Source organism: Bradyrhizobium sp. USDA 3650 (genome assembly GCF_054057395.1).
In genome coordinates this window covers 6,037,387-6,060,039 of record NZ_JBSRZG010000001.1, presented here as the reverse complement: position 1 = coordinate 6,060,039, position 22,653 = coordinate 6,037,387, and the positions used below count along the sequence as shown (strand labels likewise).

Sequence of the window (22,653 nt, the reverse complement as noted above, 5' to 3'; positions counted from 1 at the left end):
AGACTGACATGCGGCTTCTCATCGTTGGCACATTGAAGGGCCAGCTCACCACCGCCACCAAGATCGCGATGGCGAACGGCGCCACCGTGACCCACGCCGAGGATAACGAACAGGCGATGCGCGTGCTGCGCGGCGGCAAGGGCGCCGACCTGCTGCTGGTGGACGTCGCCCTCGACATCCGCGACCTCGTGATGCGTCTGGAGGCCGAGCACATCCACGCCCCGATCGTCGCCTGCGGCATCACCAACGACGCCCGCGCCGCGGTTGCCGCGATCCATGCCGGCGCCAAGGAATACATCCCGCTGCCGCCGGACCCGGAACTGATCGCAGCGGTGCTGGCTGCCGTCGCCAACGATTCCCGCGAGCTGGTCTATCGCGACGAGGCAATGGCCAAGGTGATCAAGCTCGCGCAGCAGATCGCGGGCTCGGACGCCTCGGTGATGATCACCGGCGAGTCCGGGACAGGCAAGGAAGTGCTGGCCCGCTACGTCCACACCCGCTCGGCACGGGCCAAGCGCCCGTTCATCTCGATCAACTGCGCGGCCATCCCCGAGCATCTGCTGGAGTCCGAGCTGTTCGGCCACGAGAAGGGCGCCTTCACCGGCGCAATCGCCCGCCGCATCGGCAAATTCGAGGAAGCAACCGGCGGCACGCTGCTGCTCGACGAAATCTCGGAGATGGACGTCCGCCTGCAATCGAAACTGCTCCGCGCCATCCAGGAGCGCGTGATCGACCGTGTCGGCGGCACCAAGCCCGTCCCGGTGGACATCCGCATCATCGCGACCTCGAACCGCAACCTGGTGGACGCGGTGCGCGAGGGCACGTTCCGCGAGGACCTCTTGTTCCGACTCAACGTCGTGAATCTGAAGATCCCGCCGCTGCGCGACCGTCCCGCCGACATTCTCGAGCTCGCCCAGCACTTCGTGAAGAAATACGCCGAAGCCAACGGCGTGCCGGTGCGCCCGATCTCGGCGGAAGCGCGCCGCGTGCTCTCCACCAACCGTTGGCAGGGCAACGTCCGCGAACTCGAAAACACCATGCACCGTTCGGTCCTGATGGCGCAGGGCGACGAGATCGGCGCCGATGCGATCCTCACGCCCGACGGCGACCGCCTCGACCTCGCCAAAACCGTGCCGGCCGTGGCGCATGCCACGATGGCCGCCGAGCAGGTGACGCGGGCCCTGGTCGGCCGCACCGTCGCCGATGTGGAGCGCGACCTGATCCTGGAGACGCTGAAGCACTGCCTCGGCAACCGGACCCATGCCGCCAATATCCTGGGCATCTCGATCCGGACGCTGCGCAACAAGCTCAACGAATATTCCGACGGCGGCATTCCGATCACGCCAGCCGGCACCCCGGGTGAATATCCGAGGATGCCGATGGTGGGGGCGTAGGGGCTCCTGCCAAACATTGACACTGCGAATGCCCGGGCTGGTCCCGGGCATTTTTATTGATGAAGTGCAGACAACCCCCATGACTCTCAATGTCGTCCTGGCGAAAGCCAGGACCCATTACCCCAGGGAAGAGTTTGGCGAAGATTCGTCGTTCGGTACTCCTATCACCCTCCGTCGACAGATTCCGCGGTATGGGTCCTGGCTTTCGCCAGGACGACGTTGGGGAGGCAGCGTGCGTCAAACCCGCAGACCGCAACATGGCCGCACCGCGTTCTCCGACTAGGTCAAGCCCCTGCAAGGCCCTATAAACCCGCGTGAGAACCACGCGAGGATAAACATGTCTCAAGCTCAAATCACGGACTGGCTGGCGACGCAGCGGCAGGCGATGATCGATCTGCTGCGCGATGTCGTGAACATCGATTCCGGATCCTATGACAAGGAAGGCGTCGATGCGGTCGGGGCGCGGTTCGAGAAGCATTTTGCCGAGCATGGCATTCCGTTCCGGCGCGAAAGCCACGGCACTTTCGGCGATGCGATCCACGCCGAGGTGGCAAAGCCCGGCAGCAACGAGAAGCCGGTGCTGTTGATGGGACATCGCGACACCGTGTTCGGCAAGGGCGAGGCCGGACGGCGTCCGTTCACGATTCAAGACAAGCGCGCCTATGGTCCTGGTGTTGCCGACATGAAGTCCGGCGTCGTCATGAACATGTTCGTGGCAACCGCCTTCCACAAATTCGGCGGCAACCCGCACCCGATCAAGCTGCTGATTACCTCGGACGAAGAGATCGGCTCGCCCTCCTCGCGGCCGGTGATCGAGCGCGAAGGACGCGCCGCGCGCGCCGTGTTCAATTCCGAGCCGGGCCGCCCGACCGGCAATATCGTCACGGGACGCAAGGGCGGCATCTTCATGCATTTCGCCATCACCGGCAAAGCCGCGCATTCCGGCGCCAATTTCGCCGCCGGCGTCAGCGCGATCGGCGAGCTCGCGCACAAGATCGTGCATATCCACGCGCTGACCGATCTCGACAAGGGTATCACGCTCAATGTCGGCCTCGTCTCGGGCGGGCAGTCCGTCAACACCACGGCGCCTTACGCGGAAGGGCAGATCGACCTGCGTTATGTCGATCCCGCCGATCGCGCGAGGGTGATGGCCGCGATCGAGACCATCATCGCGACGTCCTACGTTCCCGGCACCAGCGCGACGCTGACGATCAAGGGCGAGTTCGTGCCGGTGGTGCAGAGCGCCGATTCAAAGGCGCTGTTCGAGAACTATCAGGCCGCCGCAAGGCAGGCCGGTCTCACCACGCTTCAAGGCGAGTTCTCCGGCGGCTGCGCCGATTCCGGCTTCACCGCCGCGGTCGGGACGCCGACCATCTGCGGGCTCGGACCGGTCGGCGGGCTCGCACACACGCCGGAGGAATATCTCGAGCTCGACAGCATCGTGCCGCGCGCGCAGGCGCTGGCGCTGGCGATCTTGCGGGGGTAGTCGCCACGCATTCCGCCGTCATGCCCGGGCTTGTCCCGGGCATCCACGTCTCTCTGGGAATCACGGCTAAGCGTGGATGGCCGGGTCAAGCCCGGCCATGACGAGGAGAGAGCCGTCACGAATAGCTCGGCGCATCCGGCCTGCGGAAGATCTGGATGGGGTCGCCCGGCACGATCGGATGGCCGCTGAACATCGCATAGGCGTAGAGCGCGAGATAGGCGATCGCGAGCGCGCCGACCGCATAGAAGGCCCAGGTCGCGACGCGTTTCATCATTGCGCTCCATTGCTGTCCCGGCGGGAGGCTCAGGCAGCGCTTCTAGAGCGATGAGGAGGAAAAGGCCAGCCTGCACGGTCTGTGGCCGGCGGCGATCAAATGCCGCGCCGGACCTGGGTGGGAACGCTGACGTCCGCAAGCCGGAGTGCGTCTTCGTCCTGATCCACCGCCACGTACTGGCCGTGCCAATAGGCCAGCGCAGCGTTACGCGTCGAATTCCTGACGTCTCGCACCCGTCCGATGATGATCCCATGCGAATGGCGCTCGAAGATCTCCTCGACTTCGCAATCGACGGCGGACAATGCGCCAACCAGCAGCGGAACACCGGAGACCGCCGTCACCCATCTGGCGCCCGCGAAACGATCGGCACCCTTGAGCCCGCCCTTGCCGGCAAAGCGCTCGGCGATATCGAGCTGATCGGCCGCGAGGATGTTCACGCCGAAGGCACCGTAGCGGCGGATCAGCGGGAAGGAGGAGGCGTCGCGGTTGATGCTGACGATCAGCGTCGGCGGATCGACCGAGAACGAGCTGACCGAGGTGACGGTCATGCCGGTAATGTCCTTGCCCCGTCCGGCGGTGATGACGCTGACGCCGCCGGTGAGATGGCGCATGGCGCCGCGGAAATCGGCGGGGGAGACGACATTTTCGGTCATGAGATCGCGGGGCACTACATTCATGGCATCGTCCCCAAGTGGGGGTCCCTCTCTATCTAGGTACGATCGTCCGCCGACAAAAGGTGGCTCAGGATCGAGCCTTCGAGACCCGCGAGCTCGGCCGAGCCGCGTTCGCGGGGCCGGGCCGTGTTAACCACAACGTCGTGGGCGATCCGCCCGTCCTCGATCACCAGCACCCGGTCGGCCAGCGCGACCGCCTCGGCGACATCGTGGGTCACCAGGATCGCGGTAAAGCCCTGGTCGCGCCAGACGCGCTCCAGCAACCGCTGCATCGAGATGCGGGTCAACGCGTCCAGCGCGCCAAGCGGCTCGTCGAAGGCGAGCACACGGGGACGCGAGACCAGCGCGCGGGCAAGGGCTACGCGCTGCTTCTGGCCGCCCGACAGCACCGAGGGCCACTGGTCGCGCTTGTCGGTTAGTCCAACTTCGGTCAGCGCCTTCTCCGCGCGCGAATGCGCGTCGGACGAGGCGCGATCGCGGCCGAGGCCGACTTCGACATTGGAGAGAACGCGGGCCCAGGGCAACAGCCGCGGCTCCTGGAACATCACGCGGATATCCTCGGGCTTCACGGCGTCGCCGAGCGAGATGCTGCCGGCGTCGAACTTCTCCAGACCGGCGATGAGGCGCAGCAGCGTGCTCTTGCCGCAGCCGCTCTTGCCCACGATGGCGACGAACTGGCCGGCGGGGATGTGCAGGTCGATGCCGCGCAGCACCTCGTTGTCGCCGTAGGATTTGCGCAAGCCACGGATGCTGAGCGGCAGCCCGCTCGTTTGCACCGGGCGCTCCTCGCGCACGACGCGGGCGTGAGGCGCGAAATGGGCACGGCTGGCGAGTTCGGTGTCCGGAAGGGAGGTACGAAGGGCTGTCTGCATGTGATTCCCAGTATGTCTGCTCAGCGTTTCCAATAAGCGGGGTGCCAGGAGAGCGTCAGGCGCTCCAGCACGCGGGAGGCGCTGTCGGCGAGCTTGCCGAGCAGCGCGTAGATCAGGATCGAGAGCACCACGACGTCGATCAGCATGAACTCGCGCGCCTGCATCGCCATGTAGCCCAGCCCCGAAGACGCCGCGATGGTCTCGGCGACGATCAGGGTCAGCCACATGATGCCGAGCGCGAAGCGGATGCCGACGAAGATCGAGGGCAGCGCGCCCGGGAAGATCACCCGACGAAACAGCTCGCCGTCGGTCATGCCGTAGATCCGGCCCATCTCGATCAGCTGCGGATCGACGGTGCGGATGCCGTGCAGCGTGTTGAGGTAGATCGGGAAGAACACGCCGAGCGCGACCAAAAACAGCTTCGCGCTCTCGTCGATGCCGAACCACAGGATGACCAGCGGGATCAGCGCCAGATGCGGCACGTTGCGCACCATCTGCAGCGTGGTGTCGGTGAGCTTTGACGACAGCTGCGACAGGCCGTTGGCGAGGCCGAAGGCAAAGCCGATGCTGCCGCCGATCAGGAAGCCGATCGAGGCGCGCCAGAACGAGACCCAGATGTTGCGCACGAGCTCGCCGGAGAGCAGCAGCTTCCAGCCCGCAAGCAAAACATCGCTCGGTGCCGGCAACACCCGAATCGGCACGAAGCCGGTGACGCTGGCGACCTGCCAGATCGCGATGATGGCGAGCGGCACGATCCACTGGATCAGGCCGTCGACGCGCGGCAGGCGCAAGCTGCGCGGGAGTGAAACGCTGTCGATCAGGCTCATGATTGCGACACCTGCTGCTGCGGACGATAATCGCTGCCGACCGTCTCGCCGAAGGGACCACCGTTGAAGTGAAGCCTGGTCACGTTGCTGGGCTGCTCCAGCGAGAGCAGCGGGAACACCAGCTCGGCGAAACGATAGGCTTCCTCCAGATGCGGGTAGCCCGACATGATGAAGGTATCGATGCCGATGTCCTGATACTCCTTGATGCGGGCCGCGACCGTCTGGGCGTCGCCGACCAGCGCCGTGCCGGCGCCGCCGCGCACAAGGCCGACGCCGGCCCACAGGTTCGGGGCGATCTCGAGCTTGTCGCGCTTGCCGCCGTGGAGCTGCGCCATGCGCTGCTGGCCGACCGAATCCATCCGCTCAAAATTCTTCTGCGCGGTCGCGATGGTCTCGTCGCTGACATGCTTGATCAGCTCATTGGCCGCACGCCAGGCCGCGTCGCTGGTCTCGCGGACAATCACGTGGAGCCGGATGCCGAAGGATAGTTTTCGACCGCGCGCCGCTGCGACCTCCCTCACCTTGGCGATCTTCTCCGCGACCAGCGCCGGCGGCTCGCCCCAGGTGAGATATTTGTCGACAGTGTCGACGGCGACGTCGATGCCGGCATCCGACGAGCCGCCGAAATAGAGCGGCGGACGCGGCGACTGCACCGGAGGAAACAGCAGCTTGCCGCCTTCGACGTGGATGTGCTTGCCGTCGACATTGACGGTCTTGCCGGCGAGCAGCTCGCTATAGACGCTGAGGAACTCGCGGGTGACCTCGTAGCGCTCGTCATGGGCGAGGAAGATGCCGTCGCCCTTGTTCTCGACGGGATCGCCGCCGGTGACGACGTTGACCAGGAGCCGGCCGTTGGTGATGCGGTCGAGCGTCGCGGTCATGCGCGCGGCCACGCTCGGCGATTGCAGGCCGGGCCTGACCGCCACGAGATAGCGCAGCCGCTCGGTGAACGGCGCGACCGAAGAGGCGACGATCCAGGAATCCTCGCAAGACCGCCCGGTCGGCAGCAGCACGCCGAAATAGCCGAGTTGGTCGGCGGCCTGCGCGATCTGGCGCAGATAGTTGAAATTGACCTCGCGGCCGCCGATGCCGGTGCCGAGATAGCGACCGTCGCCGTGGGTCGGCAGGAACCAGAGGATGTTGCTCTTGGATTGGCTCATGAAGCTGGCCTCCGCGCCACGTCGGAAATCTTGATGGATTTGGGGATCAGGTTGAGCGCGAAGAACGCGTCCGCAACCTGCTGCTGATCGGCAATGACGGCGTCGGTCAGCGGCTTGATGCCGTAGGATTGCCGCTTCAGCGCGACCTCGACCACCGGAACCGACAGGCCGATCGACGGCGCCAGCTGCTCGGCAACCGCGTGGATGTCGCCCTTGGCCCAAACGTCGACCGCGCTCAGCTCGGCCAGCACGGCGTCGACGATCCTCGGATTGGCTTCGAGGAATTTCTTCGAGGAAAAATAGAACTGGTAGTTGGCGACAATGTTCGTGCCGTCAGCGAGCGTGCGCGCGCCGGTCGCCGCTTCCGCGGCGGCCTGGAACGGATCCCAGATCACCCATGCATCGACTGCGCCGCGCTCGAAGGCGGCGCGCGCATCGGCCGGCGCCAGAAACACCGGCTCGATCTCGGAATATTTGACGCCGGCTTTCTCCAGCGCCTTGACCAGGAGGTAATGGACATTGGAGCCCTTGTTGAGCGCGACCTTCTTGCCTTTGAGGTCGGCGACCGATTTCAGCGGGCTGTCTTTCGGCACCAGGATCGCCTCGCCCTTCGGCGCCGGCGGCTCGTAGGCGACATACTGGATCGGCGCGCCGGCGGCCTGCGCGAAGATCGGCGGGGCTTCGCCGGTGTTGCCGAAATCGATCGCGCCGACATTGAGCGCTTCGAGCAGCGGCGGACCGGAGGGGAATTCGGTCCACACCACCTTGTAGCCCTCGGCAGCTAACTTCGGCTCCAGCGTGCCCTTGCTCTTGAGCAGCACCAGCTTGCCGTATTTCTGGTAGCCGATGCGGACCACCTTGTCCTGACCGTAGGAGGTGCCGACCGCGGCAGCGACAATGCCGACCGACATGACGATGGCTGCGATTACGCGTTGAACGATACGCCTCATGTTCAAACCCTTTTGAATGGGAAGGCTGGTTGGCACGATCAGGCTGCCGGGTTGCGCCAGACGATGTCGCGAATGACGATCGGCTTGGGGATCAGCCCGAGCTTGTGGAAGCGGTCGGCGACGCCCTGCTGGGTCGTGACGATGTCGTCGGTGACGGGACCGACCACGAAATTCGCGCGATTGGCGGCGAGGGTCTGGATGTCCAGCGGGACGCCGGTGATCGCGGCGAGCGATTTGGCGACCTCGTCGCGATGCTGCTCGGCCCATCGACCAGCTGCGGTCGTCACGTCGATGATCTGCTGCAGGATCGCGCCGTGATTCCTGGCGAAATCGCGGTTGGCAATGAAGAAGGAATTGGTCTTGGTGATTTCGCGCGCATTGATCAGGATGCGGCCGCCCTGCTTGGTCTCCCCGATCGCGAAATACGGATCCCAGATCGCCCATGCCTCGATGCTGCCATTGGCAAAGGCAGGCCCGGCATCCGGCGGCGTCAGATAGACCGGCGTGATGTCGGCATAGGTGAGGCCCGCTTTCTCCAGCGTCTGCACCACGATGTTGTGGGCGCTGGAGCCCTTGGTAAAGCCGACGCGCTTGCCCTTCAGGTCAGCGATGCCGCGGATCGGCGAGTCCTTCGGCACCAGAATGCCCTGTCCGTTGGTGATGGGCTGGCCGGCGGCATAGACGATCGCCGCGCCCGCGGCCTGGGCGAACACCGGCGGGGAATCGCCGACCGCGCCGAAATCGACGCTGCCGACATTCATCGCCTCCATCATTGGAGGCCCCGACGAGAACTCGACCCATTTCACGTCGATGCCCAAGGGCGCGAAATGTTTTTCCAGGGCGGCCTGCTGACGCGTGATAACCAGCACGCCGGTCTTCTGGTAGCCGATACGAATTTCCTTCACAGCGCCTTGTGACGCTGCTTGCGCGTTGGCATGCGAAGCGAATGCGGCGACTGCCGCAGTTCCAACGGATAGTTTGAGAAAGTCCCGACGTTGCATCCGACACTCCCGGCCGCGTGCGGCCGTCCCTCATTCGTGTTCGGGAATGATGGTGCGGCTTATCGGAGGTGTCGAGACGCGCGGAAAAATAGCGATGCAAGCACTGCAGGCGTGGCAGAGCGCATGATTAATCTTTCAATCCATTGAGCGAATGCAGGGGATATTTTTCCGCACGCGAATGTGAAAAACGCACGCGCCAGACCGAGAATAAAAAAAATCGCGAAAACAACCCCATGCACAGTAGCCGGGGCGTGCGAAAACAACGACTTACGCCTTATCCGAAATTGCTTTGACTCGTCGGGCAAAACAGGAGCAGGATGGCATCATGGCGGCGTTGCGGATGGACCGGTCCCTGCCGGCCTAATGCAGCCACCTCACCGGCAGATTTTGCAGCCCGCGAAAGGCCCAGCCGCCGATCCGCACCGGTTCGTCGTCGGCGATCTCGAGCCGGCCGGCACGGGCGAACAAGGTCGGCAGTGCGACGTCGGCGATCATGGCGCGCGAGGCCCAGGCACCGGCGCAGAAATGCGGGCCGGCGCCGAACGCGACGCTCTTGGCCGTATCACGCCGCACGTCGAACTGGTCGGCGCGCTCAAAATGCTTCTCGTCGCGGTTGGCGGAGCCGAACATGAGGAACACCCGCTCATCGGTTTCGAACGCGACGTCGCGGATCGTCCACGGCTTTGCGATGCGTCGCGGCGACATGCCGATCGGCGAGATCCAGCGGGCATATTCCTCGAAGGCCTGCAGCCACGTCACCTCGCCCTTGCGCACGAGATCGAGCTGGTCGGGATGGCTCAGCAACGCCCACACCGTGCCGGCGATCGCCTTGCGCGGCTCGTTTTGGCCACCGGAGATCGCGAGTTTCACGTTGGCGCGCACGCTCTCCATCGCCATGCCCGAGGCGAGCAGCACGCCGAGGATGCTCTGGTCGGGATGCTTGCGCATCACCGGCAGGATGTCGTCGATCGCCGCATCGATGCCCGATGTCGCCGCATGGCAACGCGCCTCGACGGCTGCGTCGCCGCTGTAATTGGCGATGCCCTCGATCATGCCCTGTGACCAGGCGTCCATATCCGCAAAGCCGATATTGGTGAGGCCGGTGATCGACTTCAGGCATTCGCCGGAGAACGGCAACGCGAAGTCGCGCATGAAATCGATCCGCCCGGGCGCGATCGCGTCGATGATGCGGTCGGCATGGGCCTGGAACAGCGCGGCCCAGTGGGCCTTCACCGTCTTCGGCGACACCGTCGGAAACATCGCGCGGCGCTCGACCTGGTGCGCCTCGCCGTCCTTGCGCATCATGTTGTGGCCCATCAGCCGGTTCATCAGGCCCGCGGGCTGGTGCGAGGAGAACACGTCGATCTGCTTCTCGGAGATCGAGATATCGTCGCGGCTCGTCAGCAGCGTCGAGCCGAGCTGCGGCACGAAGGCGATTGGCGCCTCCTTGCGCATTGTCGCGAGCATCGGGTACGGGTCGGCCCAGAACGCGACAGGGTCGATGTCAATGCGCGGCGCGGTGCTCAAGCTTCGCTCCATTGCTGATCACCGCCAAGGTTAGCGGCTTCAGGAGGCGCCGTCTGTCCCCAGCGATTGGGACAGGAGCCGTGGGTCCGTACTCACAAATCCGGTACGCGCGGATAGGTTGAAAATACAAGGCGCGCTCAGAGGTTGAGCTTGTCAAGCTCCAGCTATTAGATAGACTAGGATTTATCAGCGCTCGCGCCGCCATCCGCGAGGATGGCCGCGGCATTTGATATTTTTTACTTTCGAACAATCCTCCGCACACATTTCACAGTCCGCCGAGTTGAGACGGACGAATCTATCAGAACCCGGCATCGAAGGATTGGATTCGAAGCATTTAAGGTTTCGACAACTGCGCCGACTATAATCATCGCTATCCTGAACACCGCCGTCCTGGTCCAGTCGTCGCGTTACGCGCCGAGATGCATGCGCGGCTTTGGTCACTTAAGCGGTCCAAAATATGGACCTCCGATCATCTTTGAATAGCGACACGATGGGAGATGAATGAAAACCCCAGTTGCAAAAATGCAAGATCCACCCGAGTCGAAACTCGACCAATTCCTTCGTCAGGCCGGCGCATTGGTTAAGTTATCAGCATTCGCTGCGCTCTTCGTTTACGCCATCTTCCATGCGTCTGATCTGTCGAACTGGCTTTCGACCATCACACACATAGAGGCTTTCAACATCAAATTTGATCGGCTCGCGGCGGAAAGAAAAGTCGACGCCCTAAACACCGCAAAGACTTCCGTCTCGAACCGAGACTTCGCGCAAGGAGCGATCGTAAGAGCCGCACATGTTGGAGAGGCCGTAGCGGGAGCGCGAGTACTCTGGCTTGACACCAATCTGCCAAACAACGTGGTTGAACGTCAGATTCTTGAGGCGATGAATATTCATGTGCAAAGAGCGCTCGCGGCAGACGAGGCCCAGCGCCTCGCATTGCAGGCAGTCGAGGATAAAGAGCCCTACGATCTGATTATCAGCAACGTGAGTGATGTGCCGGGCAAAGGACCGCTCTCAAAGTGCCGTGTTGCGTTCTCGCAGGCGCCGGCCGGCGAGAAGTCGTCGGGAAGCCTCGATGATCTAAATACATCACTGAACAACTCGCCCAAGATGGGGTTTGCTTTCGCCGAATGGCTGGCGACAAATGCCAAAACGGCAGATGCCTACATGCGACCCGAACAACCCAGGCTGATCTTCTATTCCGGCAGCAATGGCGGTATCGCGTCGACTGCCTGCGCTCGGATCGTGACTAATTTCGCTGACATCCTCCTGCATAGCGTTGTGAGCGCTCTGGAAGAGTCTCGATGGAGTAAAATGCCGCCGTTACAAGCAGCAAAGCCCATCTCGAAGACATCAGATCGGCCCACCAAGCCGGAGCTTGACCAGCAGTAGCTCCGTTTGACCCGGGCCGGCTGGAGGCAGCATACGATGAACATAGGCGGCACTTGCGGTCGGTCGGGGTCAAATGCAGGCTGATGCCCAGCCCCCGCGAGATCGCTTCGGGGATTTTCGTGCCCTCAGAGCGAAACCGGCAAACTCCGCATCCGGCCGTTGCAGCTGACTCATCCCTACGGTTCGCTGGAACCGGCCAGGCCGCGAAAATGAGCAGAAGTACAGGCCTTGTAACTAGCGCTGCGCCGGGGCCGCGGGCGACAAATGGCGACTGGACTACATGCACCAACCGGACCTGCAAGTGGCAGCACGACAACTACGCGTCCAGCTCCTCGTTTGTTGGCGCTTATGATGAGTCGTCCCGGACTGCCGCCCGGGGCGGCCGCGTCACTTCGTCGGCCCGCACCTGGGGCGTGTTCAAAACCGCAAGCAAAGGCTATGAGCTCCTCTCCTCCGTCATACCCCAAGGCAACAGGATTAATCTTCCATTCCTGCGGAATCCGGGGCTCCAGACGCGTCTCTGATTAAGTATCCAGGAAATCCCACTCGTGCCCCAACACCCAGCGTATGGCGGAGTGTTTGCCGGCTAACATGCCCCACTCAAAATCGGTGTACGGCCCCAAATTGCGCTTTCCAAATCGCCGCTCGACTTCTTTGGCGGCCTTGCGGGCCCCCTTCCAGATATCCTTCGATATCGTCTGCGTTCCACGCGGTCTTGGCTCGCTGAAATCCTCTTTGTCGACAAGGATCGTCTTTCCGCTTTTTATTGACTCGGCACGCATCTGATGATGGTCGTACCACCGCCTAAGCGTCAGCTCGTCTTCGACCTCCTGTATCTCCTTCAAGCTTCGTGGCGGCGCTTCGTATAGTTGCGATTCCCGCGTCAAATCCGCCACATCATCTTCAAAGTGCGCCTTGAGGGCATCAACTATCGATGTGAAATATTGCGACCGTTCCTCCGCAAACAGGGATGTCAAATCTGGGTGCGGCAATCGGTTGTCGCCGTCCTGAGAGCTGAAATCCTTTGTATTGTGTGTAACAAACGCATACTCGTCGTCCGCTTCACCACGGCCGACGGCTTCGGCGTAGATCTCAATGATGAGCGCGTCCGCAATACTGTTACGGGACCTATGGAAGGGCGCCCTTTTTTCGAATGCCCGCTCCACGGCGCGAGGTTTCAGCTGCTCCGTGGTTTCGAGAATGTTCGATCCAAGCAATAGCTGCTCGACCGCGGGTTACTAACTCTGCAATCTGGTCGCCGAAGTTGGTTAGGCTGCGTTCGAGTTCATCTATCTCGTTCAACACAGTCGCCTTGCGACGTCTGGAGCCAAACCGCTCCGTTGTGTCACGTGTCCTCCGCAAGGCGGACGAAAGACTTTGTGCGCTCTCTTTGACCAGGCGCTCCTTGTTACGTGTAAACTCCTCAAGCACGAGTCTAGGAACCAGGAAGTATAAGCTTATTCCGTTCAAACTCTCCATCGTGTGAATAAGATGGCGGTTCCTATGGTCGCCCGCGATGTCCAGCCAAACACAGGTGTCCAATAGCAACCCTATCCTCGGTGCCGTCACCATCGCCCCCAAACCGCTGCTGCGCTGGGGTATTTAGCACAGGTTGTCGGACACGTGGCGTAGTAGTTTGCAGGATTCTTGAGCACACTCTCAGTTCAACCTCAGAGTCAGAAGCCGCAGCACGATCGCAAACAGCTCGCTTTGCGAGGAGATGCCGAGCCGTTCATAGGCGCGCTTGCGGTACGTCAGGGTCGAATGCAGGCTGATGCCGAGCGCCTGCGAGATCGCCTCGGAGCTGAGGCCCGAGAGGATGCGCCGGCAAACGTCCTGCTCGCGCGGGGTGAGGCTGGCGAGCGGCGCGCGCGTCGCGAAGAGCGCGGCGAGAGACTGCTCGGTCGTCGGCGCCGAGCCGTGCTGGAAATGGCGCGCCACGCTCGCACTGATGGCGGGTGCGATGGCCTCAAGCCGCGCACGCTGGGCGTCGCTGAAGCGGCCCTGGACGGCGATGCGATAGAAATTGACGTAGAAGCAGGTGTCGTCGACCCAGATCGCGGTCGCGCATTTGTCGACGATGCCGGAATCCACAAAGAACATTTTGCGGTAGCGGGCGCCGTACATGCGCGGCGCGAAGGCGGGCAGCACGAGCGTCGCGCGGCCCTCGCCTTCGAACAGCGCATCGCGGTTGGGATCGGATTGGTGGAACTGCCCGGCATAGGCGGCGCCGAGATCGCCGCCGATCGGGATGTTGCCGGCATCGAGCAGGCAGTGTGCGGCGCCGGCGCGGCTCAGCGCGAACACCATGCAATGCCCGACCCCGGCCTGCCGGCGCAGTGTATCGATCAGGATATCAGGGAAATCCGGGCGACCGATGGCGAGCACCGCGGGCGTGACATCGCCGGTTGCCGGATTTGCGGGCGTCCCGTGAGGGCGCATCGTTTTCTCCCCATCGCCTTTTGACGAAATTTATCAGCAATGGCCGCGCAGCGGAAGGCGGGTGTCGCCGGATATCTGCCGTAACGTCGCCAAGCCAGGCGGACGAAGGATGACCCCTCAGTCAGCACTTGTCCGCAAAATCTTGTCCATTGCTTTTCCCTTGGCCAGCTCATCGATCAGCTTGTCCAGGTAGCGGATCTCTCGCATCGTCGGCTCTTTGACATCCTCGACCCGGACGCCGCAAACCACGCCCTTGATCAGGGCTCGCGAAGGATTGATCTTGGGGGCTTTCGCAAAGAAGGTTTCGAAGTCCGTCCGCTGTTCCAGTTGAGCTTGCAGCTCCTTCTGACCATAGCCTGTCAGCCAGGAGATGACCTGATCAACCTCTGCTTTGGTGCGTCCTTTCTTCTCCGCCTTCGCAACGTAAAGCGGGTAAACGCTTGCGAAGCTGGTGGTGTAGATCCGGTGTTTTGTCATGAGCACTCCGGGATCGCTTGTTGCAGGACGTGACACCTTACCCCGCCGCCGCCTTCGCCGGCGCGACGCTGACGGCGAGCTTGCCGTAGCGGTCGGTGAACGCCTCGGTGTCGATTTCCTCGAGCTTGATCTCGCCGCTCATGACGCCTTGCTTCCACGCCGCCTGCGCCGGATCGTTCTGGAATTCCGGCATCACCTCGCGGCCGAACAGCTCCAGCGATTCGCAGATGTGCTCGTGGCTGTTCTTGCCCGCCTGGTTCAGCAGGATGACCTGGTCGATGTGCGAGCCCTGGAAGCGCTTCAGCTTCTTGCGGATGGTCTCGGGCGAGCCGATCAGGCCGCCGCGCAGCGCGGCTTCCTGCGCCTCGGGGTTATCGCGTTTCCACTTGTTGTACTCGTCCCACATGTTGACGGTGTAGGGCGCCGGACGCTGGCGGTTCTGCGAGGCGCCGTAGAAGCGCAACGCGAACTGGAAGAAGGTGGCGCCGTCGGCGCGGGCGCGGGCCTCCTCGTCCGTCTTCGCGCACATGAAGAACGACACCAGCGCCATGTTCGGGTTGATCTCGTAGTCGGCGAGCTTGGCGAGACGCTTGGTCATGGCGTTGTAATAGGCGTGCACCCAGGCATGCGCGGCATCCGCGCTGACGAACTGGAAGCCGAGCGCGCCAAAGCCGTGGCGGCCGGCGCGTTCGATGGTCTGTAGTTGCGAGCAGGCCATCCACAGCGGCGGATGCGGCTTCTGCACCGGCTTTGGCACGACATTGCGCAAGGGGATGTCGAAATATTTGCCGTGATGCTCGCTTCCCGCGTCCTTGAACATCGGGAAGATCGCAGCGACGGCCTCCTCGAACACCTCTTTCTTGGTCTCCATGTCGCGGCCGAACGGCGTGAGCTCGGTGATCGAGGCGCTCTCGCCCATGCCGAATTCGCAGCGGCCGTTGGAGAGCAGGTCGAGCACCGCGACGCGCTCGGCGACACGTGCGGGATGGTTGGTGGTGAGCTGGAGGATGCCGTGGCCGAGCCGGATGTTCTTGGTGCGCTGGCTTGCGGCTGCGAGAAACGATTCCGGCGAGGGCGAGTGCGAGTACTCTTCGAGGAAGTGATGCTCGACGACCCAGGCGTGGTCGTAACCGAGCTGGTCTGCGAGTTCCATCTGCGAGAGCGCGTTCTGGTAGAGGTTGAGCTCGTCGCCGGCCACCCAGGGACGTGGCAGTTGCAGCTCATAGAAGATGCCGAACTTCATGACGCCTCTCCCAAGTTTTCCTGCAAGTGTTTTTGCCGCATATATTTTTGTTGCGGGCATCTTAATGGGTGGGGCGGTGCTGTCTATGCAGTCGCAATTCCGCCTTGCGGGAGAAGGTGCTTTTCGGCGCGGCGGCCATTCAGGACCACACCGATGAAGGTGAAGCGGACCAGCAGATGATAGCTCGCCAGCATCGGAGGAAGCGCGACGCCGAGAATGATCGCGAACTTGATCAGCCCGGGCCAGTCGAGCTGCGACAGCGCGACCTGCAGCGCCATCACGATCGGCAGGTGGATCAGATAGAGCCAGTAGGATGCATCGGCGAGGTAGCGCCACGTCCGACTGAAGCCGGACATGAAGCGGAGGGCGAGGCCGAGGACCGCGAATGTGGCAACCCAAATCGCCGGTGCGTAGAGGATTGCGGAGATCAGCCTCAGCGTGGCGAAGCTGACCGGCAGTTTCGGCGCGACAGGCGACGACAGCATTACGCCTGACAACGCGAAGCTGACCAGGATCAGGACGAGCGCGAGCAGGACATACGCCAGCCAGCGTCGCTCGATGAGCCGCAGCAGATCGACCTGCCGATGCAGGAGCCAGCCGACCCCGAATGCGGTGCCGAAGCCGATCCAGGCCTGCGCGTTGGTGACGAGCGATTGATCCGGCGTCCTCACGCCCATCACGTTGATCCATCGTGGGTCGAGGCAAAAGGCGATGCCGATCGGGATTGCCAGAGCCAGGGGAGCCAGCGGATTTCGCATGATCCGCGCGAAGACACGGTCAAACACCATGCGTAGCGAACCTGATGCATCAAGCCAGATCATTGCACCGCGCAGCAGGAGCATCGCGACATAGAGCTCCAGCAGCACATACAGAAACCAGAGGTGGGTCAGGGGGAACTTGGGCAATGCCGGCAGCCAGCCGGACGTGGGGTGGATCGGACCGCCATTTGGAAAGTGAGATGCCCAGATCACGATCAGAACGATCGGCATGAACACGAGCGGCCAGCCGATCACCAACGGCAGGCCGATCCGCTGTAGCCTGTCCCTGACGAAGCCCCAGCTCCCCCGCCGGTGAAAGCTCATGCGGGCAAAGAAGCCGGCCATCAGGAAGAAGGTCGTCATCCGGAAGACGTGGATCGTAAAGGACAGCAGGCCCAGAGCGACACTTGGATGGGTATCCTGGATGATCCAGAACCGGGGCGAGGCCGGCACAAACGACAATGTCGCGTGCAGGACGATGCCGAGCAGCAGGGCGCCACCCCTGACTGCGTCGAGAGCATGGAGCCTCTCCGATACAGGGGCGGCGGCGGTCGGCTGGGACATGAATAGGCTCGTTCCGGCTGGATGGGAGTTTATGCTGGACGGTCTAACCAATCGGCACAGCGCGTTCTCGCCTGATCCAAAAATCGGCTAGCCGATTTCGCGGCGCGGCTGGCTGAGTTCGGCGCTGTCGGGCCTGCTCAGCGCCTCACGCCGGAATTCGGTCGGAGTCATGCCGGTCTCCGCCTTGAACGCGCGATTGAAAGGCCCGATTGACTGGAAGCCCGCATCCATGGCGATGGTCAGCACCGGGACCTCCCGTTGCATCACGTCGGACAGCGCCAGCCTGGCGTCCTCGATGCGGTAGCGATTGAGGAAAGCATTGAAGTTGCGATAGCCCAGCCCTTCATTGATCGCCTGGCGCAGCCGATGCTCGGGAACATCGAGCCGCGCCGCGAGCGCTCCGATCGCAAGACCTTCCTGGCGGTAGGTTCGCTCCACCGTCATCAGATGATCAAGGCGCCGGAGCAGGATCGGGTCGACGACCACCCGCCCCGCGGCGGCGCGATCGGCGACCCGGGCTTGCCTTCCCGTCTCGCCGGATGCGATCGCGGCCGTGGCCTCATCGACGGCCATCGCCGGCGCGCTGAACAGGCCGATGGCGGCAAGCATGGCCACCACGAACAGCCCGAGCGCGGTCGGAAGACTGCCGGGCGCACCGGGAACCGCGACGGGAATTGCGGCGAAGCCGGCGACGGCGACGGTCGCGATAAGCACGACATTGATCGCAAGCATCGCCAGCCGCAGTCGGCGTCGCCGCGCGACCAGATCGGCGCGCCAGGTCTTGACCGTCTGAATCGCGGCAGCGAGGGCCAGCACGAGGGTGGCCAAAGCCAGGACTCGCCCGCCTGCGCCGGCCAAAGCGGGCCAGTTCGCCCAGCCCAGCGTGATCGCAAACCCGAAAGCCACGATGCTCAGCCACAGAGCGCCGTGCCAACGCCTCAGCACGAAATCGTCGTCGAACGCCGCGCGCGCCCACAGCCAGAAGACCGCAGGCTGCGCGGACAGGATCGGCAACACCCACCACCAAGCCGTTTTGGGGAGGTTGGGCGCCGTCGCGATCGCATAGAACATGCCGCCTGCGCACATCGCGATGCCCAGCAACGCCTGTTGGCCGGTCGCACGACGCAGCAAGGCCACGAGAACGATCAACAGGAACACGCCGCTCGCCGCGCCGCGAAGTCCGAGATCGATCGCCGTCAGCCCCGTCGCGGTCACAGCTCGTATCCCCGTTCGATGCCAAATTGTCGCATCGCCTTCGCACGGGCACAACCCAAACTTGTGCTTGTGGTCTGGCGGCAGCCAGCATCGCAACTGGACGGATTGATCCAGATCAAGGCGTCAGTGGCCCTGCTGCATCTAAAGTGCGGCAAGGCAACGGCCCGGATGCCGTCCCAATCCCCACATTTCAGACGAGACCGAATATGTCGGCCCCCGACGACGCGACTTCGCGCGTGCGCCGTAAGCGCATGGAGATTTTCGCATTCCTGTTCCTGACCGCAATCGTGATGCCCGTCCTCGCGGTCGGAACGGTCGGCTCCTACGGGCTTGGCGTCTGGATCTACCAGATGTTCGCCGGCCCTCCCGGCCCACCGCCCTCCCCGCATTGATCTCCTCGAAGCGAAAGACAGGCATCATGGCCGAATCCAAACTCAACCGCCGCGCATTGATCACCGGCCGGGTGCTCAGCGCCGACCGCATCGTCGCGCCGCCCGGTTGCGAAATCGCCAGCATCATCGTGCAGGCGCGCCCCGAGCGTCTGGACCAGCTGGAAGCCGCGATCACCGCCCTTGCCGGCTGCGAGATCCACGGCCGCGATGCGCGAGGAAAGCTCATCGTCGTGACCGAGGCGCCTGATTCCGGCAGCCTCGGCACCCTGCTCAACACCATCCAGTCGCTGCCCGACGTCTATTCGGCGGCGCTGGTCTTTCACGCCATCGAAACGGCTTAAGGCCGGGAGAGTCGTCATGACATCGCCAAAGCTCGACCGCCGCCAGATGCTGAAGCTCGAGGCCGCCGCCATCGCGGCCGCCGCTGCGGGCATGCCGGCACCGGCCCTTGCCGCGAACCTCGTCGCCGAGCGCGACGTCGCCGAACTGAAATGGGACAAGGCCGCCTGCCGCTTCTGCGGTACCGGCTGCTCCGTGATGGTCGCGACCAAGAACAATCGCGTCGTCGCCACCCACGGCGACATCAAGGCCGAGGTCAATCGCGGCCTCAACTGCGTCAAGGGCTACTTCCTCTCCAAGATCATGTACGGCCACGACCGCCTGACCCAGCCGATGCTGCGCAAGACGGCCGGCAAGTACGACAAGGACGGCGAATTCACGCCCATCTCCTGGACCGAAGCCTTCGACATCATGGAGGTGAAGTGGAAGGAGGCGATCAAGAAGCGCGGGCCGAACGGCGTCGCCATGTTCGGCTCCGGCCAGTGGACGGTCTGGGAGGGCTATGCGGCCGTGAAGCTGTTCAAGGCCGGCTTCCGCACCAACAACATCGACCCCAATGCGCGCCACTGCATGGCTTCCGCCGTGGCCGGCATGATGCGCACCTTCGGGATCGACGAGCCGGCCGGCTGCTATGACGACATCGAGGCCACCGATGCGTTCGTGCTGTGGGGCTCCAACATGGCGGAGATGCATCCGATCCTGTGGACGCGCCTCGCCGACCGCCGGCTCTCCGCGCCGCATGTCCGCGTCGCCGTGCTCTCGACCTTCGAGCACCGCTCGTTCGACCTCGCCGACATCGGCATGGTGTTCAAGCCGCAGACCGATCTCTACATTCTCAACGCCATCGCCAACCACATCATCAAGACGGGCCGGGTCAACAAGGACTTCGTTGCCGCGCATACCATCTTCAGGCGCGGCCAGACCGACATTGGCTATGGCCTGCGGCCGGAGCATCCGCTGCAGAAGAAGGCGACGGGCGCGGCGAAGGTCAACGATTCCACCGAGATGAGCTACGACGAGTACGTCAAGTTCGTCTCGGAATACACGCTGGAGAAGGCGGCGGAGATGTCGGGCGTGCCGCTCAACCGGCTGGAGGCGCTCGCCGAGCTCTATGCGGATCCCAAGACCAAGGTGGTCTCGTTCTGGACCATGGGCTTCAACCAGCACACTCGCGGCGTCTGGTGCAACAACCTCGTCTACAACATTCACCTTCTGACCGGAAAGATCTCCTCGCCCGGCAACAGCCCGTTCTCGCTGACCGGCCAGCCCTCGGCCTGCGGCACCGCGCGCGAGGTCGGCACCTTCTCGCACCGCCTGCCGGCCGACATGGTCGTCACCAACAAGGAGCACCGCACCAAGGCCGAGCACATCTGGCAGCTGCCCGAAGGCACCATTCCCGACAAGCCCGGCGCCCACGCCGTGCTGCAGAGCCGGATGCTGAAGGACGGCCTGATCAACGCCTATTGGGTGCAGGTCAACAACAACCTGCAGGCCGGTCCGAACGCCAACGAGGAGACCTATCCGGGCTTCCGCAACCCCGACAATTTCATCGTGGTCTCGGACGCCTATCCGTCGGTGACGGCGCTCGCCGCCGACCTCATCCTGCCGACCGCGATGTGGGTGGAGAAGGAGGGCGCTTACGGCAATGCCGAGCGGCGCACGCAATTCTGGCATCAGCTCGTCCCTGCACCCGGCGAGTCCAAGTCGGACCTCTGGCAGCTCATGGAGTTCTCCAAGCGCTTCAAGATCGAGGAGGTCTGGCCGGAGGAGCTGATCGCCAAGAAGCCGGACGTGCGCGGCAAGACGCTGTTCGACGTGCTCTACAAGAACGGCCAGGTCGATAAATTCCCGAGTTCAGAGATCGAGGAAGGCTACGCCAACGAGGAGTCCAAGGCGTTCGGCTTCTACGTGCAGAAGGGCTTGTTCGAGGAATATGCCGCGTTCGGCCGCGGCCACGGCCACGACCTCGCGCCGTTCGACGCCTATCACCGCGAGCGCGGCCTGCGCTGGCCTGTCGTCAACGGCCAGGAAACGAAATGGCGTTTCCGCGAAGGCAGCGACCCCTACGTCAAGCAAGGCACCGAGGTGCAGTTCTACGGCTATCCCGACGGCAAGGCGCGCATCTTCGCCCTTCCTTACGAGCCGCCGGCAGAATCGCCCGACAACGAATATCCCTACTGGCTCTCCACCGGCCGCGTGCTGGAGCACTGGCATTCCGGCACCATGACGCGCCGGGTGCCCGAACTCTACAAGGCCTTCCCCGAGGCCGTGTGCTTCATGCATCCTGACGACGCGCAGGAGGCGAAGATCCGCCGCGGCGACGAGGTGAAGGTGGTCTCCCGCCGCGGCTTCATCCGTGTCCGCGTCGAGACCCGCGGCCGCGACCGGCCGCCGCGTGGCCTCGTCTTCGTGCCGTGGTTCGACGAATCCAAGCTGATCAACAAGGTGACGCTGGACGCCACCGATCCGATCTCGCTGCAAACCGATTACAAGAAGTGCGCCGTGCGCATCGAGCGGGTGAACGTGTCATGATGAAACGATTTGGAGTAGCGTTGCTCGCAGTCGCGATCGCGGCTGGTGCGAGCTCGCTGACCGCGCAGACGGTGACGTCAGGCCTGCGCGGCCCGACCCCGCTCAACGACGAAGGTCCGGCGCCGCCGATGCTGCCGAACCGCAATACCTCCGAAAGGGAAGTGCGCAACTATCCGGAGCAGCCGCCGGTGATCCCGCATGCGATCGACGGCTATCAGGTCGATCTCAACGGCAACAAGTGCCTGTCCTGCCATGCGCGGGCTCGCATCGCGGAATCGCAGGCGCCGATGGTCTCGATCACCCACTTCATGGATCGCGACGGCCAGTTCCTGGCTTCGATCTCGCCGCGCCGCTTCTTCTGCACGGAATGCCACGTGCCGCAGAACACGGCGACGCCGCCGGTCAGCAACGACTTCACCGACATCGACACGCTGCTGTCGCGCGCAAGCCCCGGTGGCCGCCGATGACGACGACCGCTGATGAGCCCGACGAGGGATTGAAGGCCAAACGCGGCTTCGTCGCGCGAAGCTTGGACTTTGCGGGCGAGCTCTGGCAGGTGCTGATCCGGCCGAGCTCGGTGTTCGGGCTCGGCGTGCTGGTGCTGGCGGGCTTCATGGCCGGCGTGATCTTCTGGGGCGGCTTCAATACCGCGCTGGAATTGACCAACACCGAAAAATTCTGCACCGGCTGCCACGAGATGAAGGACAACGTCTATGCCGAGCTGAAATCGACCATCCACTTCGCCAACCGCTCCGGCGTGCGCGCGACCTGTCCGGATTGCCACGTGCCGCACAACTGGACCGACAAGATCGCCCGCAAGATGCAGGCCTCCAAGGAGGTCTGGGGCAAGATCTTCGGCACCATCGACACCCGCGAGAAATTTCAGGATCACCGGCTCGAGCTGGCGGCGCATGAATGGGCGCGCTTCAAGTCCAACGATTCGCTGGAATGCCGCAACTGCCACAGCGCCGATTCCATGGACATCACCAAGCAGTCGCCGCGGGCATCGGTCGCCCATCAGCGCTTCCTGTTCACCAAGGAAAAGACCTGCATCGACTGCCACAAGGGCATCGCCCACCATCTGCCCGACATGCGCGGCGTTCCCGGCTGGCAATAGGGCGCCCCGCCCGGCTTGAA

23 protein-coding genes are annotated in these 22,653 nt (G+C 63.4%); 8 read left to right on the top strand and 15 right to left on the bottom strand.

Annotation, left to right across the window (positions count from 1 at the left end; all coding sequences use genetic code 11):
* The first annotated feature begins 8 nt into the window (after positions 1-8).
* Together flbD and ACVIN2_RS28455 are read left to right on the top strand one after the other, a co-directional pair.
* Complete coding sequence (gene flbD, locus ACVIN2_RS28460) at positions 9-1,394, top strand: sigma-54-dependent transcriptional regulator FlbD (protein WP_456768110.1); 1,386 nt, start codon at positions 9-11, stop codon at positions 1,392-1,394.
* Between the two features lie 337 nt (positions 1,395-1,731).
* Complete coding sequence (locus tag ACVIN2_RS28455; protein WP_456768109.1) at positions 1,732-2,880, top strand: M20 family metallopeptidase; 1,149 nt, start codon at positions 1,732-1,734, stop codon at positions 2,878-2,880.
* A gap of 115 nt (positions 2,881-2,995) precedes the next feature.
* Here ACVIN2_RS28455 and ACVIN2_RS28450 read toward each other — a convergent pair whose 3' ends face one another.
* The 8 genes from ACVIN2_RS28450 to ACVIN2_RS28415 all read right to left on the bottom strand — a co-directional run bounded on the left by ACVIN2_RS28450 (position 2,996) and on the right by ACVIN2_RS28415 (position 10,165).
* Positions 2,996-3,154 carry a hypothetical protein gene (locus ACVIN2_RS28450; protein WP_018453881.1) on the bottom strand — a complete coding sequence of 53 codons (159 nt, stop codon included), beginning with the start codon at positions 3,152-3,154 and terminating at the stop codon, positions 2,996-2,998.
* Positions 3,155-3,249: 95 nt separating this feature from the next.
* The gene (locus ACVIN2_RS28445; protein WP_456768108.1) at positions 3,250-3,831 is read right to left on the bottom strand and encodes a flavin reductase family protein; all 582 of its coding nucleotides are present in this window, start codon (positions 3,829-3,831) and stop codon (positions 3,250-3,252) included.
* A gap of 32 nt (positions 3,832-3,863) precedes the next feature.
* Positions 3,864-4,700 (bottom strand): ATP-binding cassette domain-containing protein, encoded by an 837-nt coding sequence (locus ACVIN2_RS28440; protein WP_456768107.1) that lies wholly within the window; start codon positions 4,698-4,700, stop codon positions 3,864-3,866.
* A gap of 20 nt (positions 4,701-4,720) precedes the next feature.
* Complete coding sequence (locus ACVIN2_RS28435) at positions 4,721-5,527, bottom strand: ABC transporter permease subunit (protein ID WP_456768106.1); 807 nt, start codon at positions 5,525-5,527, stop codon at positions 4,721-4,723.
* Positions 5,524-6,687 carry an FMNH2-dependent alkanesulfonate monooxygenase gene (gene ssuD, locus ACVIN2_RS28430; RefSeq protein ID WP_456768105.1) on the bottom strand — a complete coding sequence of 388 codons (1,164 nt, stop codon included), beginning with the start codon at positions 6,685-6,687 and terminating at the stop codon, positions 5,524-5,526. Before ssuD ends, ACVIN2_RS28435 begins: the two co-directional genes overlap by 4 nt.
* Positions 6,684-7,637 (bottom strand): sulfonate ABC transporter substrate-binding protein, encoded by a 954-nt coding sequence (locus ACVIN2_RS28425; protein WP_456768104.1) that lies wholly within the window; start codon positions 7,635-7,637, stop codon positions 6,684-6,686. The genes ssuD and ACVIN2_RS28425 overlap by 4 nt, the downstream gene beginning before the upstream one ends.
* 38 nt (positions 7,638-7,675) lie before the next feature.
* Positions 7,676-8,638 (bottom strand): sulfonate ABC transporter substrate-binding protein, encoded by a 963-nt coding sequence (locus tag ACVIN2_RS28420; RefSeq protein WP_456768103.1) that lies wholly within the window; start codon positions 8,636-8,638, stop codon positions 7,676-7,678.
* 360 nt (positions 8,639-8,998) lie between these two features.
* Complete coding sequence (locus ACVIN2_RS28415) at positions 8,999-10,165, bottom strand: cytochrome P450 (RefSeq protein ID WP_456768102.1); 1,167 nt, start codon at positions 10,163-10,165, stop codon at positions 8,999-9,001.
* 501 nt (positions 10,166-10,666) lie between these two features.
* Here ACVIN2_RS28415 and ACVIN2_RS28410 point away from each other — a divergent pair.
* Complete coding sequence (locus ACVIN2_RS28410; protein WP_456768101.1) at positions 10,667-11,554, top strand: response regulator receiver protein; 888 nt, start codon at positions 10,667-10,669, stop codon at positions 11,552-11,554.
* 524 nt (positions 11,555-12,078) lie between these two features.
* On the opposite strand, the gene ACVIN2_RS28405 is transcribed toward ACVIN2_RS28410, so the two are convergent.
* The 7 genes from ACVIN2_RS28405 to ACVIN2_RS28375 form a co-directional block, all read right to left on the bottom strand.
* The gene (locus ACVIN2_RS28405; RefSeq protein ID WP_456768100.1) at positions 12,079-12,771 is read right to left on the bottom strand and encodes a PIN domain-containing protein; all 693 of its coding nucleotides are present in this window, start codon (positions 12,769-12,771) and stop codon (positions 12,079-12,081) included.
* Positions 12,683-13,126 (bottom strand): PIN domain-containing protein, encoded by a 444-nt coding sequence (locus ACVIN2_RS28400; protein WP_456768099.1) that lies wholly within the window; start codon positions 13,124-13,126, stop codon positions 12,683-12,685. Before ACVIN2_RS28400 ends, ACVIN2_RS28405 begins: the two co-directional genes overlap by 89 nt.
* Positions 13,127-13,213: 87 nt before the next feature.
* Entirely contained in the window at positions 13,214-13,996 is a 783-nt protein-coding gene (locus tag ACVIN2_RS28395; protein ID WP_456768098.1) for a helix-turn-helix domain-containing protein, read from the bottom strand.
* Positions 13,997-14,113: 117 nt separating this feature from the next.
* Positions 14,114-14,473 (bottom strand): DUF2200 domain-containing protein, encoded by a 360-nt coding sequence (locus ACVIN2_RS28390; RefSeq protein WP_456768097.1) that lies wholly within the window; start codon positions 14,471-14,473, stop codon positions 14,114-14,116.
* A 37-nt stretch (positions 14,474-14,510) separates the two neighbouring features.
* Positions 14,511-15,716 (bottom strand): LLM class flavin-dependent oxidoreductase, encoded by a 1,206-nt coding sequence (locus ACVIN2_RS28385; protein ID WP_456768096.1) that lies wholly within the window; start codon positions 15,714-15,716, stop codon positions 14,511-14,513.
* Between the two features lie 83 nt (positions 15,717-15,799).
* A complete protein-coding gene (locus ACVIN2_RS28380) occupies positions 15,800-17,038 on the bottom strand; it encodes an acyltransferase family protein (protein WP_456768095.1) in 1,239 nt (412 codons plus the stop codon).
* A gap of 87 nt (positions 17,039-17,125) precedes the next feature.
* A complete protein-coding gene (locus ACVIN2_RS28375) occupies positions 17,126-18,253 on the bottom strand; it encodes a helix-turn-helix domain-containing protein (RefSeq protein WP_456768094.1) in 1,128 nt (375 codons plus the stop codon).
* Between the two features lie 206 nt (positions 18,254-18,459).
* Between ACVIN2_RS28375 and napE the strand changes: the two genes are divergently transcribed.
* From napE to ACVIN2_RS28350, 5 genes are read left to right on the top strand one after another with little or no spacing between them, the layout of a single operon-like run.
* Complete coding sequence (gene napE / locus ACVIN2_RS28370; protein WP_007596178.1) at positions 18,460-18,645, top strand: periplasmic nitrate reductase, NapE protein; 186 nt, start codon at positions 18,460-18,462, stop codon at positions 18,643-18,645.
* Between the two features lie 26 nt (positions 18,646-18,671).
* Positions 18,672-18,986, top strand: a complete 315-nt coding sequence (locus tag ACVIN2_RS28365; protein ID WP_456768093.1) for a chaperone NapD — start codon at positions 18,672-18,674, stop codon at positions 18,984-18,986.
* Positions 18,987-19,002: 16 nt separating this feature from the next.
* The gene (gene napA, locus ACVIN2_RS28360) at positions 19,003-21,516 is read left to right on the top strand and encodes a nitrate reductase catalytic subunit NapA (RefSeq protein WP_456768092.1); all 2,514 of its coding nucleotides are present in this window, start codon (positions 19,003-19,005) and stop codon (positions 21,514-21,516) included.
* Positions 21,513-21,983 carry a nitrate reductase cytochrome c-type subunit gene (locus tag ACVIN2_RS28355; protein ID WP_007596181.1) on the top strand — a complete coding sequence of 157 codons (471 nt, stop codon included), beginning with the start codon at positions 21,513-21,515 and terminating at the stop codon, positions 21,981-21,983. The genes napA and ACVIN2_RS28355 overlap by 4 nt, the downstream gene beginning before the upstream one ends.
* On the top strand, positions 21,980-22,633 hold the full coding sequence (locus ACVIN2_RS28350) for a NapC/NirT family cytochrome c (protein WP_456768091.1): 654 nt from the start codon (positions 21,980-21,982) through the stop codon (positions 22,631-22,633). The genes ACVIN2_RS28355 and ACVIN2_RS28350 overlap by 4 nt, the downstream gene beginning before the upstream one ends.
* Positions 22,634-22,653 lie beyond the last annotated feature (20 nt).